Source organism: Mycobacterium sp. UM_CSW (genome assembly GCF_000455205.1).
GTDB lineage: Bacteria > Actinomycetota > Actinomycetes > Mycobacteriales > Mycobacteriaceae > Mycobacterium.
In genome coordinates, this window is sequence record NZ_AUWQ01000056.1 from 1 (window position 1) to 12,161 (window position 12,161).

At 70.7% G+C, this 12,161-nt stretch carries 13 protein-coding genes; 2 read left to right on the plus strand and 11 right to left on the minus strand.

Annotated elements, in window-relative coordinates; genetic code table 11:
• Window positions 1–202: 202 nt before the first annotated feature.
• The 8 genes from recN to tyrS all read right to left on the minus strand — a co-directional run bounded on the left by recN (window position 203) and on the right by tyrS (window position 7,479).
• A complete protein-coding gene (recN, locus tag N415_RS19535) occupies window positions 203–1,954 on the minus strand; it encodes a DNA repair protein RecN (protein ID WP_068185606.1) in 1,752 nt (583 codons plus the stop codon).
• Window positions 1,955–1,961: 7 nt separating this feature from the next.
• Window positions 1,962–2,882 (minus strand): NAD kinase, encoded by a 921-nt coding sequence (locus N415_RS19540; RefSeq protein WP_068185609.1) that lies wholly within the window; start codon window positions 2,880–2,882, stop codon window positions 1,962–1,964.
• The gene (locus N415_RS19545; RefSeq protein WP_068185611.1) at window positions 2,879–3,688 is read right to left on the minus strand and encodes a TlyA family RNA methyltransferase; all 810 of its coding nucleotides are present in this window, start codon (window positions 3,686–3,688) and stop codon (window positions 2,879–2,881) included. The genes N415_RS19540 and N415_RS19545 overlap by 4 nt, the downstream gene beginning before the upstream one ends.
• A gap of 8 nt (window positions 3,689–3,696) precedes the next feature.
• Window positions 3,697–3,882, minus strand: coding sequence for a hypothetical protein (locus N415_RS19550; RefSeq protein WP_068108770.1), 186 nt, complete (start codon window positions 3,880–3,882; stop codon window positions 3,697–3,699).
• 12 nt (window positions 3,883–3,894) lie between these two features.
• The gene (locus N415_RS19555; RefSeq protein ID WP_068185612.1) at window positions 3,895–4,893 is read right to left on the minus strand and encodes an HAD-IIA family hydrolase; all 999 of its coding nucleotides are present in this window, start codon (window positions 4,891–4,893) and stop codon (window positions 3,895–3,897) included.
• A 1-nt stretch (window position 4,894) separates the two neighbouring features.
• Window positions 4,895–5,683: a tetratricopeptide repeat protein gene (locus N415_RS19560; protein ID WP_152531479.1), complete on the minus strand. Its 789-nt coding sequence runs from the start codon at window positions 5,681–5,683 to the stop codon at window positions 4,895–4,897.
• A 118-nt stretch (window positions 5,684–5,801) separates the two neighbouring features.
• Entirely contained in the window at window positions 5,802–6,134 is a 333-nt protein-coding gene (locus N415_RS19565; RefSeq protein WP_068185670.1) for a DUF732 domain-containing protein, read from the minus strand.
• A gap of 70 nt (window positions 6,135–6,204) precedes the next feature.
• Window positions 6,205–7,479, minus strand: a complete 1,275-nt coding sequence (gene tyrS, locus N415_RS19570; RefSeq protein WP_068185615.1) for a tyrosine--tRNA ligase — start codon at window positions 7,477–7,479, stop codon at window positions 6,205–6,207.
• Between the two features lie 80 nt (window positions 7,480–7,559).
• On the opposite strand from tyrS, the gene N415_RS19575 reads away from it, so the two are divergent.
• Window positions 7,560–8,483 carry a bile acid:sodium symporter family protein gene (locus N415_RS19575; protein WP_255342535.1) on the plus strand — a complete coding sequence of 308 codons (924 nt, stop codon included), beginning with the start codon at window positions 7,560–7,562 and terminating at the stop codon, window positions 8,481–8,483.
• Here the strand turns inward: N415_RS19575 and N415_RS19580 are convergent.
• Entirely contained in the window at window positions 8,480–9,091 is a 612-nt protein-coding gene (locus tag N415_RS19580) for a DNA-3-methyladenine glycosylase (protein WP_068185622.1), read from the minus strand. The two genes, N415_RS19575 and N415_RS19580, sit on opposite strands and share 4 nt — an antisense overlap.
• Before the next feature lie 68 nt (window positions 9,092–9,159).
• Here N415_RS19580 and N415_RS19585 point away from each other — a divergent pair, with 68 nt between their 5' ends.
• The gene (locus tag N415_RS19585) at window positions 9,160–10,422 is read left to right on the plus strand and encodes an ammonium transporter (RefSeq protein WP_068185626.1); all 1,263 of its coding nucleotides are present in this window, start codon (window positions 9,160–9,162) and stop codon (window positions 10,420–10,422) included.
• 8 nt (window positions 10,423–10,430) lie between these two features.
• Here the strand turns inward: N415_RS19585 and N415_RS19590 are convergent, their stop codons facing one another.
• Window positions 10,431–11,297 (minus strand): cyclopropane mycolic acid synthase family methyltransferase, encoded by an 867-nt coding sequence (locus N415_RS19590; RefSeq protein ID WP_068185628.1) that lies wholly within the window; start codon window positions 11,295–11,297, stop codon window positions 10,431–10,433.
• 81 nt (window positions 11,298–11,378) lie between these two features.
• Window positions 11,379–12,101, minus strand: a complete 723-nt coding sequence (locus N415_RS19595; RefSeq protein ID WP_204366831.1) for a dienelactone hydrolase family protein — start codon at window positions 12,099–12,101, stop codon at window positions 11,379–11,381.
• Window positions 12,102–12,161: the final 60 nt, after the last annotated feature.

A 12,161-nucleotide genomic window follows, 5' to 3' on the forward strand; every position in this document is an offset into this window, starting at 1 on the left:
GCGGGCGGCGGCGGCATCGGCGGAACCGCGGGTGGCAGTGGAGGTGGCGGCGGCGGAGCCGACGTCGGCGGTGACTTCGGCGGCCACGCCGTCGGCGGCACGGGCGGCAACGGCGGCTAGCTTTGGCGCGCGAACGGCCGCAGATGTACGGACTTTGCGGCGTGTCGGCGTACAAACGCGGACGCTCGCAGGGAGGCCGCCCCTAGTCCTGCTCGCCCTGGGCGGTCTCGAGGAGTTCGCGGGCGTGCGCGCGGGCGCTGTCGGAATCGCCCAGACCCGCGAGCATCCGCGCCAGCTCGGCGACCCGGTCGTCGCCGCTCGCCCGGCGGACCATGCTGGTGCCCTTGGGTCCGGCGCTGTGAACCACCAGGTGCACGTCGGCGTACGCGGCGACCTGCGGCAGGTGGGTGACCACGATGACCTGATGGGTGCGGGCCAGCCGTGCCAGCCGCCGCCCGATCTGCACCGCGGCGCGGCCGCCGACGCCGGCGTCCACCTCGTCGAACACCATCGTGGTGCCGGCCGCGGAGGCGGCAAGGACGACCTCGAGGGCCAGCATCACCCGGGACAGCTCGCCGCCGGAGGCGCTCTTGGCCAGCGGCAGCACGGTCATGCCGCGATGAGCCGCGAAGCCGAACTCGACCTGGTCGATGCCGTCGCCGCCGGCGCGAACCGTCTCGCCCGAGGGCAGCGTCAGGGTGGCGGGATCGTCCGGGTCGGTCGCCACATCGGTGGCCACGTCGATGGTGAACTCGGCGTCGGCCATCGCCAGCCCGGACAGCTCCGCGGTCACCGCCTTGGCCAGCCGTTTGGCGGCCTTGCGCCGAACCTTGCCGAGTTCGACTGCGGCGTGGCCCAATTCGCGCGCCAGCTCGGCAACGCGGCGTTCCAGCGCGGTGATCGCCTCTTCGGACACGTCGAGTTGCGCCAGCCGCTCGCGCGATTCGGCCGCCCATCGCAGCACCCCGTCGATGTCGGCGGCGTATTTGCGGGTCAGCGTGCGCAGCTGGGCCTGGCGGGCCAGCTTGGATTCCAGCGCGCTCGCGTCGACGGGGAGCTCGTCGAGGAAGCCGCCGAGTTCGTGGGCCGCGTCGTCGACTACCGTCAGCGCCTCGGCGATCTGGCCGGCCAACGCCCGCAGCGTCGCGTCGTCGGTCGATTCGAGTGCGGCCCTTGCCTTTCCGAGGCTGTCGATCGCGCCGTGGCCAAGGCCGTCCCCGTCGTCGGCCGACAACGCGGCGCGCGCGGTGGCGGCGGCCTCGCGCAGCATGTCCAGTTCGGACAGGCGCACGATGTCGGCGACGAGCGCGTCGTCTTCGCCGGGTTGCGGGTCGACGGTGTCGATCTCGTTCAGCGCGAACTGCAACCGGTCGGCCTCCTGGGCGAGCTCGCGGGCCCGCTCGCGGCGGTCGATCAGGTCGCGCCGCGCGGTCAGCCAGGCGTCACGCAGCTTTCGGTAGCGCTCCAGGGCCGGGCCGGCCTCGGCAAAGCGGTCCAGCGCGCCGCGTTGCTCCTCGGGCCGCATCAGGCGCAGCTGGTCGTTCTGCCCGTGCAGGGTGAGCAGTTCGGTGGTGAAGTCGCCCAGCGACTTGGCGGGCACGCTGCGCCCGCCCAGGGAGGCGCGCGACGGCCCGTCGCGGCTGACCGAGCGCAGCGCGATCACGCTGCCGTCCTCGTCGCGCTCGGCGCCGAGGTCGTCCAGGATCGCGTCCAGCTGCGCCGCCGTCTCGTCGTCGAGATCGGTTGTGGTGAAACGGCCTTCGACGACGGCACGGTCGGCTCCCGAGCGGACCCGGTTCGGGTCGGCGCGGCCCCCGCCGAGCAGGTGCAGCCCGGTCACCACCATCGTCTTGCCGGTGCCGGTCTCGCCTGTCAGCACCGTCAGGCCGCGGCCGAACTCCCCGACCGCTGCGCTGATGGCACCCAGCGACTCGATGCGTATCTCGGTAAGCACCCGGCCATTACTTTCCGCGCCAACCGGTCACCGGCAACCGGAACTTGCGCACCAAGCGGTCGGTGAACGGCGCGCTGTCCAGCCGCGCCCACTTGACCGGGGTATCGCAGCGGGTCACCTCGATCCGGCTGCCGGCCGGGATCCTCATTTCGCGGCGGCCGTCGCAGAACACCAGGGCGTCGTGCCCGTCCGCCTCGGTCTCGATCGCGATGGTGGCCTCGGGGCTGGTGACCATGGGCCGGCCGAACAGCGCGTGAGCGTTGTTGGGCACCACCAGGATTGCCTCCAGGTCGGGCCACAGCACCGGGCCGCCGGCCGAGAACGCATAAGCGGTGGAGCCGGTCGGCGTCGACACCAGCACCCCGTCGCAGCCGAACGCGGACACCGGGCGGCCGTCGACCTCGACGACCACGCCGAGCACGCCCAGCCTGGGACCCTTTTCCAGGCTGACCTCGTTGAGGGCCCAGCCGTGTTCGACGTGGCCCTTGTGCAGCACCGCGACGTCCAGCGTGAGGCGGTTCTCCACCCGGTAGTCGCGGGCCACCACGTGATCGAGCACCCGGTCGATCGCCTCGGCTTCGGCCTCGGCGAGGAAGCCGATCCGGCCCAGGTTGACGCCGAGCACCGGAATCCCGGCGTTGCGGGCCAATTCGGCCGCGCGCAGGAAGGTGCCGTCGCCGCCGAGCACCAGCACCAGTTCGCAGCCCTCGGCCGCCGACGGCTCGGCATCGACCACCTCGATTTCGACGCCCATGGCCCGCATGTCGTCGGGGGCCAGGTTCAGCGGTCCGCGGTCGACCGCCTCGGCGGACAGCAACCGCAGCCCAATCCCGTTGTCGCCCAACACTTTCTGAACCCGGCGCGCGGTCTCGGTCGCCTCCTCGCGGCCGGTGTGCACCACCAGCAGCACGGTGCGCTCAAAAGTCATTGCGGGCCCTCTTCCACCGCGCGCCGCACCGCGTCCACCAGCCCATCAGCAGATAGCCCCCGATCGGTCTCGGCGCGCAGCCACAAGAAGTATTCGACATTGCCCGACGGGCCAGGCAGCGGGCTGGCGGTGACGTCGACGGCCTGCCAGCCCAGCTCCCCCGCGCGCCGCGCGACCCGCAGTACCGCGTCGGCGCGCAGGCCGGGATCCTGGACGACCCCGCCGGCGCCGACCTGGCCCTTGCCCACCTCAAACTGCGGCTTCACCATGGGAACGATATCCGCGCTGGGCCAAGCGCATCCAATCAGCGCGGGCAACACGGTGGCCAGCGAGATGAAGGACAGGTCGGCCACCACCAGGTCGACGGGGCCACCGATGGCCTCCGGCGTCAGTGCGCGGGCGTTGGTGCGTTCGACGACGATCACCCGGGGGTCGGACCGCAGCGACCAGGCCAGCTGGCCGTAGCCGACGTCGGCCGCCACCACCTCGGCCGCCCCGCGGTCCAGCAGCACCTCGGTGAACCCGCCCGTCGACGCGCCCGCGTCCAGGCAGCGGCGGCCCGCGACCGGAATGCCGAAGGCGTCCAGCGCGCCGATGAGCTTGTGCGCCCCGCGCGACACCCAGCCGCGCTCGTCCTCGTCGGTGACGGTCAGGGCGGCGGTGACGTCGACGGCGGTGCCAGGCTTGCGGGCCGGCATGCCGTCGATGCTCACCTTGCCGGCGCCGATCAACTCCGCGGCCTGCTGGCGGGATCGGGCGAGCCCGCGGCGGACGAGCTCGGCGTCGACGCGGGCACGTCGTGCCACGGCGGTACTCAGCCCTTCTCCGCCGACTCCAGCGCGGCCAGCAGCACGTCGTGCGCCTCGGAGAGGCGGCGCGCTATCTCTTCGAGCTCGGCGAGGGACGGCTCGTGTTCGGGGTTTTCCGGATCCCCGATATCCGATAGCTGGGCGACCAGGGCATCTATTTCAGCGCGAAGCTGATCGGGATCGATATTCATCGGGTAACCACGCTAGTCCAGAGACCAGCGCTGCAGCGCGTCCCGGGCGCGCGCGTCGGCCGCCTCGATGCGCACCGGCCCGGCCGCCGCGGCGCGCCACACCGCGTGTGCGACGGCCCGGACGACCGAGAGCCCGTCGCCCTCGTCGGCGCCGTTGGCGCTGACCGTCACCGCCTGGTTGCCGACCTCGACGTGCCAGCCGGGCTGCGGCTTCACCGCGAGCCGCTCGCCCTCGGAGTGCAGCGAACGCAGGTCGTGGGCGATGTAGGTGGGCCGGCGCACAGGGTCGGCGAACACCGCGTCGCGGGCGGTGCTGACCCCGGTGAGCACCATCAGGCTGGGCAGGTCGGCGGCAGTGGCGCCCTCGATGTCGGTGTCCAGCCGGTCGCCGACCACCAGGGGCGCGCGGAAGTCGCCGCGGGCGACCGCGTCCTGCAGCAGCCGCGGCGCTGGCTTGCCCGCGACCCGCGGTTCGGCGCCGGTGGCGGCCCGCAACGCGGCCACGAACGATCCGTTTCCGGGCAGCAGGCCGCGCTCGGTCGGCAGGGTCGGGTCGACGTTGGCGGCCACCCACAGCGCGCCCGCCCGGATGGCCAGCGCGGCCTCGGCGAGGTCCGGCCAGCCGATGGCGGTGGACAGGCCCTGCACGACGGCGACGGGGTCGTCGTCGTAGCGGCGCACCGGGCGCAGCCCGACGGCGGCGATCTCGTTGGCCAGCGCGTCGGTGCCGACGATCAACACGCGCGATTCCGGCGGTAGCTCGTCGGCCAGCAGCCGGGCCGCGCTCTGGGCGCTGGTGACGACGTCGGTCGCGGTCGCGGTGAAGCCGAGCTCGCGCAGGTGCAGCGCCACCTCGTCGGCGCTGCGCGAGGCGTTGTTGGTCACAAAGAGCTTGCGGCTTTCGACCTCATCGAGCGACCGCACGGCGCCCTCGGTGGGCTGGGCGCCGCGGAAGACGGTGCCGTCCAGGTCGACGAGCAGGCAATCGTATTGCTGCGCAATGGTTTTCATCTCAGGCGAGCTCGCCGACACGTTCTTCGGCGTCGGTGACGCCGTCGATATCGGCGGCCGCCGAGCGCAGGAACCATTCCAGCGCCTCGTCATTGCGGCCGAGCGCCAGCAGCGTGTCGGCGTAGGCGTAGAACAGCCGGGCCGCCGTCGAGCCGCTGCGGCTCGTGTCGAGCTGCGGGGTGGACAGGACGGTGAGCGCCTGTTCGAGCTGCCCGAGATCCGCGCGGGCGCCCGCGGCGACGATGCGCAACTCGTCGGCGTCGTCGCCGGCCAGCTGAGCCGCCTCCTCGCCGCGCGCCAATTCGATCGCCCGCTCCGGACGGCCAAGGCCGCGTTCGCAATCGGCGATCAGCGCGAGCAGCGCCGACTTGCTGCCCATCCTGCGGGCGGCGCGCAGTTCGGCGAGCGCCTGGGCCCAGTCGCCGCAGTGATAGGCGGCGATTCCGACAGCCTCGCGGACCGCGGCGATCCGGCTGGACCGGGCCCGCGCCGCGCGGGCGTGTTTCAGCGCAGCCTCGGGATCCTCGTCGATCAGCTCGCCGGCGGCGACGAGGTGCCGCGCCACCGCGTCAGCCGTCGCACGGTCCAGCGTGCTCAGCTCGCGGCGGATTTCGGGCGCCAGCTGTTTGGCTTCCACGCCGGGCGGTATCGGGGGCCCGTCGTTCGGCGCGCGATGGTCCTTGTCAGCGGTGCGCGGCTGCGCCGGCCGGGCGCGGCCGGGACCCGACCAGGAGCCGGATGCCTGGCGCGGTCCCCGCCTACCGCTGTGCCCCTGCCTGTCGTCGACCACTCTGCAAAGGATACGGGCGCAGCGGCGGCGCCTTTGTTGAGTGTGCGGCGACGGCTTTGATCGTGACGGTGTACACCCCGAAAGCCGTCAATGCACACGGCGAGCGGCGCGAGGCCGACTACGCGGGCGGTCGGTCGGTCAGCAGCGGCGCCAGCACCGCCGGGCAGTAGGTCGCGATCGCGACGATGGTGAACACGCCCGCCGCGTCGTGCGACATTCCGTGGCCGTCGGCGACCGTGCTGATCACCGAGTCGAACGACCCGCCGGGTTCCACGAGCATCGGGCACACCGACCTCCCCAGCGCCGTCGCGCTGTCGGGCTGCGACACGGGGACGCCGGCGTTCGTGAGTGCCCGCAGGAACGCGTTGCCCATCCAGTCGGCGTGCACGGGTGCGGCCAGTACGGCGGTCAGGCCGGCCAGGCCCGCGCTCACCACCATCACCCGCAGCATCCGAGTCGCGCCAGTCACCGTGACCACCCTGGTCAGCCGAGGTCACGACGGCGATACGACACGGTAACGACTAGGCGACGCGTTCGATGCCGGCGACGTTGCGCTTGCCGCGCCGCAGCACCAGCCAACGGCCGTGCAGGAAGTCCGAGGGCTGGGGCGCCCACTCCTCGCTGTCGACGCGCACGTTGTTGACCGAGACGCCGCCCTCGCCGATCGTGCGGCGCGCGGCGCCCTTGCTGGCCGACAGGCCGCTGGCCACCAGCAGGTCGACGATCCCGTCGGGGCTGCCGGGCTTGAGCTCGGCGACCGACGTCTCGCGCAGCGCCGCGGCCAGCGTCGCCTCGTCCAACCGGTCCAGTTCGCCCTGCCCGAACAGCGCCCGGCTGGCGTGCTCGACGGCCTCGGTGGCCGCCTCGCCGTGCACCAGCACGGTCAGCTCGCGGGCCAGCCGCCGCTGCGCGGCGCGCTGCTGCGGGCGCTCGGCGGTGGCCCGCTCCAGCTCGGCCAGCTCGTCGGCGGACAGGAAGGTGAACCAGCGCAGGTAGCGGATCACGTCGGCGTCGGCGGTGTTGATGAAGTACTGGTACCAGGCGTACGGGCTGGTCATCTCGGGGTCCAGCCACAGACTGCCGCCGCCGGTGGATTTGCCGAACTTGGTGCCGTCGGCGGCGGTCACCAGCGGGACCGTCAACGCGTGCACCGTCGCGCCGAGCTTCTGGCGGACGAGGCGCACCCCGGCGATGATGTTGCCCCACTGATCCGAGCCGCCGATCTGCAGCGTGCAGCCGAGGCGCTGGTGCAGCTCGACGTAGTCGTTGGCCTGAAGGAGCATGTAGCTGAACTCCGTGTAGGAGATGCCATCGCCGTCGAGGCGCCGCCGGATGGTGTCGCGGTCCAGCATCACGTTCACCGAGAAGTGCTTGCCGATGTCGCGCAGGAACTCGATGGCCGACAGCGGGCCCGTCCAGTCCAGGTTGTTGACGACGACGGCTCCCGTGGGTGAGTTGTCGAAGTCGACGAAGCGCTCCAGCTGGCCGCGAATGCGCTCGGTCCACGCGGCGACGGTGTCCGCCTCGTTGAGGCTGCGCTCGCCGACGTCGCGGGGGTCGCCGATCATTCCGGTGGCGCCGCCGGCGAGCACGATCGGCCGGTGGCCGGCGCGTTGGAAGCGGCGCAGCGCCAGCAGCGGCACCAAGTGTCCGGCGTGCAGGCTCGGCGCGGTCGGGTCGAACCCGGCGTAGACGGTCATCGGGCCGCGCGCCGCCTCGGCGGCCAGCGCGTCGAGGTCGGTGGACTGCGCGATCAGCCCGCGCCACCGCAGCTCGTCAATGATCCCGGAATTCATCGCGCACGACTTTAGTCGCTGTGACGGCGTCGATTCGCCCACGCGCCGTGATATAAGGCAAGCTAACTACGTGGCGCATCGTGGCGCCGTCGTCTTCCCCCGTACGCGCACCAACAACGCGGAGCGTCATGGACAACCGATACTGGCCGTTGGTCGTCGCGATCATCATGCTCGCGCTCGGGCTGACCCTCACCGTCGACGACTTCAAGCGGGCCGCGGGCCTGCGCAAACCGCTCGCGGTGGCGCTCATCTGCCAGGCGCTGCTGCTGCCGACGCTGTGCCTGGTGATTGCCGAGGTCTTCCATCTCGAACCGCACCTGGCGGTCGGGCTCATGCTGATGTCGGCGACCCCCGGCGGGACGATGTCGAACATCCTGAGCCACTTGTTCAACGGCGATCTCGCGCTAAACCTCACCCTGACCGCAATCAACGCGGTGCTGTCGATCGTTGCCCTGCCCACGATTCTGGCGGTGGCGATGACGTGGTTTCTCGGTGAAGGGCGGTTTCTGCCGCTGCAGCTGGACAAGTTCCTTGCGGTGATCGGCCTGGTGCTGGTTCCGATCGCGATCGGGGTTGCCATCCGCCACCGCTTCCCCGAGCTGGCCCGGCGAATGCAGAAGCCGGTCCGGATCGCGGCGCTCACGCTGCTGGTGCTGGCCATCGTTGCGGCCATCGCCGGCGGACGAACGACGCTCTGGCACAACATCGGCCTGCTGACCGGTGCCGTCGTGGTTTTCTGCGCCGTCAGCCTGATGGTCGGCTACCTGGCGCCACGCCTGATGCGCCTCGCCCCGCGGCAGGCCGTCGCGGTCAGCCTGGAGGTCGGGATGCACAATGCCGTCGTGGCGATGGGCATCGCCCTGAGCCCGCAGCTGCTAAACAGCGCCGTGATGGCCACGCCCGCCGCGGTCTACAGCGCCATCGCGCCGCTGCTGGCCGTGACGTTCGTCTTGATCGCGCGCCGCGTGGACCCGGCGTTTCGGGTGGCCCCTGCCGCCGTCTAGTCGCTCGTCCCGGGGGTGGGTGCCCGCGGGCTGCGCCGATAGGCCGACACCTCCGGGCGGCCGGCGAGCCACAGTCGCCACGGCCGGTCGGCCGCCTGGCTGACGCCGACGCGGGGGCCCGAGGTGGCGGTCAGCGGGGCGTTCAGCTCCAGGGTCACCGGGCCGTCGGGATCGAACAGGTCAATCCCGTTGTCGTCCATGGTGATTCCCAACGCCGAGCACAGGTTGCCCGGGCCACGCGCCAGCGCGGCAGTGCGGACCAGCTCGCCGCGCCGGGCGCGCGCGACGTCGGTGCCGTCCTCGACGGCCGCGGCGCGCAGCAGGACGGCCGCCGCGGTCCCGTCGGGCCCGCACGAGACGTTGGCGCAGACGTGGATCCCGTGGCTGCGGTAGGTGTAGAGCCGCCCGGGCGGGCCGAACATCACGGCATTGCGGCCGGACCGGCCGCGGTACGAGTGGGCCGCGGCGTCGGGCCAAGGACCGTCGGGAACCCCGCCGTAGGCCTCGACTTCGACGACGACGGCCTGCACGCCCCTCCCGTTGAGGGTGGCGCCGAGCAGCCGGTGCGCGGCGGCGACCGGATCCACCACCAGCTCCCCTGCAACCACCCACCGAACCTACCGACAAGGCCGACGTGGCAATATCCCGGCCGAAATTGTGTCGAAGGAGCCCGAGAATGCACATCGACCCCGCCGCCACGGCGTGGCTGCTGGCCAGCACCGCCTTGGTGCTGCTGATGACCCCCGGCCTGGCGATCTTCTACGGCGGCATGGTCCGCACCACCGGGGTGCTCAACATGATCATGATGAGCTTCATCGCCATCCCGCTGGTCACGGTGGCGTGGCTGTTGATCGGCTACACCATCGCGTTCTCCCAAGACGGTGGGTACGGGCTCGTCGGAAACCTCGGACATCTCGGGATGCTCGGCATCGGGCCCGACACCGTCCACGGCGCGGTGCCCGAACTGTTGTACGCCACGTTCCAGTTGGCGTTCGCGATCATCACGGCCGCCCTGGTCAGCGGCGCGATCGCGGACCGCGCGAGGTTCGCGGCCTGGATGGCGTTCGCCACCGTGTGGACGATCGTCGTGTATTCGGTTGTCGCACATTGGGTGTGGGGGCCCGGCGGCTGGCTGGCCAAGCTGGGGGTGCTCGACTACGCGGGCGGCCTCGTCGTCGAGATCGTGTCCGGATCCTCCGCCCTGGCCCTGGCGCTGGTGCTGGGGCCCCGCATCGGCTTCAAGAAGGACGCCATGCGGCCGCACAACCTGCCGTTCGTCCTGCTCGGTGTCGGGCTGCTGTGGTTCGGCTGGTTCGGGTTCAACGCCGGATCCGCGTTGGCCGCCAATGGAACCGCCGCGGCGATCTTCCTCAACACGCTCGTCGCGGGGTGCCTCGGCATGCTCGGGTGGCTGACGGTGGAACGCATCCGGGACGGCAGGCCCACGACGTTCGGGGCGGCATCCGGTGTGGTGGCGGGCCTGGTCGCCATCACCCCGTCGTGCGGAACCGTCAACACGCTCGGCGCGGCGGTCGTCGGCCTGGCGGCGGGCATCGTGTGCTCGTTCGCGGTGGCGGCGAAATTCCGCTTCAACTATGACGATTCGCTCGACGTGGTGGGTGTGCACTTCGTCGGCGGCGTCGTCGGTGTGTCGTTGATCGGGCTGCTCGCGACGGCGGTCATGACGGCGGGCCCACGGGGCCTCCTCTACGGGGGCGGCTTCGCCCAGCTGGGCAAGCAGGTGCTGGCGATCGCCGTCGTCGCGCTCTACGCGTTCACGGCGTCGTTCGTCCTCGCCAAGGTGATCGATCGGGTGATGGGCTTCCGGCTCAGCGCCGACGACGAGACCACCGGTGTCGACCTCACCCAGCACGCCGAAACCGCTTACGCCGAAGGCGTGCACGGACATCAGCCGCTACGCCGCCCGGGCGAACGATGAGCCGATCGCTACTTGCGTAGCGTGAATTGGTTGAGGTCGGTGTAGCCCTTGCGGAAGAGGTTCGCGCAGCCGGTGAGGTACTTCATGTACATCTCGTAGACCTCTTCGGACTGGATCGCGATGGCCTCTTCTTTGTGCGCCTCCAGGCCCGCGGCCCAGACGTCCAGGGTCTTTGCGTAATGCCGCTGCAGGGATTGGCGGCGCTTCAGCTTGAAGCCGGCCTTCGCCGAGAACTCCTTGACCATGTCGATGGTCGGCAGGAAGCCGCCCGGGAAGATCTCGGTCTTCATGAAGTCGCTGAATTCGACGATCGCCGGGGTGAGCGGCAAGCCGGACTCGATGATCTCCTTCTCCGAGAGGACGGTGATGGTGTGCAACAGCATCGTGCCGCCGCGCGGCAACAGCTCGTAAGTTCTTTTGAAGAAAGCGTCGTAGCGGTCGTAGCCGACGTGTTCGAACGGTCCGATCGCCAAGATCCGGTCCACCGGATCGTGAAACCGCTCCCAGCCCTCGAGCAGCACCCGCTTGGAGCGCGGGCTGTCCGACTCGGCGAACAACTGCTCGACGTGGGCGACCTGGTTCTTGGACAGCGTGATGCCGACGACGTTGACGTCGTATTTCTCGATGGCGCGCATCATGGCGGCGCCCCAGCCGCAGCCCAGGTCCAGCATCGTCATGCCCGGCTGCAAGCCCAGCTTGCTCAGCGACAGGTCGATCTTGGCGATCTGCGCCTGTTCCAGAGTCATGTCGTCGCCGCCGAGCCAGTAGGCGCACGTATACATCTGGGTGCGGTCGAGAAACAGGCGGAAGAAGTCGTCGGATAGGTCGTAGTGCGCCTGCACATCCTCGAAATGCGGTGTCAGCTCCTCAGCCATGACATGTTGCCTTCCTTGGAACCGTCGGGCGGTCCAGTCGATGTGCGGCTCGGCGTGGTGAGTTTATCGGCTGCGGCCAACCTACGGGCTGCGCCGGGCGTGGAACGCCTCGTCGAACAAGTCGAGCATGGCCCGCCACGATCGCTCCGCTGAGAGTTCGTCGAAACGCAGACCGGGGACCTCGATGCGGTCGACCTCCGGGTGGGTGAAACTGTGTTGCGCGCCGCCGTAGAGGTTCATGCGCCAGTCGACCCCGGCCGCGCGCATCTGCTCTTCGAACACGAGCCGCTCGCCGACGGGGATCAATGGGTCCTCGGTGCCGATGCACACGAGCACCTTGGCGGTGATGTTGGCGGCGTCCGACGGGCGCGGAGTGGCCAACCGGGGGTGGAAGCCGACCACGACAGCGAGGTCGGTGCCGGCGCGCGCAAGTTCCAGGACGAGGTGTCCGCCGAAGCAATAGCCGATTGCGGCGACCTTGGTGGGGTCGGTGCGAGCCTGGTCGAGTAGCACGGTCAGGCCCGCGCGGGCCAGCCCCCGGGTGCGCTCCGGGTCGTGCCAGAGATCGTCGAGACGGGCCATCATCGCTTCTCGGTCGGTCATCGACACGCCACCGCCCTGGTAGTCGAGCGCGAACGCCACATAGCCCAGCTCGGCGAGTTGATCCGCGCGGCGGCGTTGGTGGTCATCAAGTCCCGGGCCCTCGTGCGCGATCAGGACCGCCGGACACGGGCCGTCGCCGTCTGGCACGGCGAGCCGACCGATCATCGTTCTGCCGTCGGCCTGGTACTCGATGTCAGTCACGCTCGTCATAGTCGACTGTGTATCACGAAGTGCGTTGTGAGATAAGGGTGTTCACCGCCA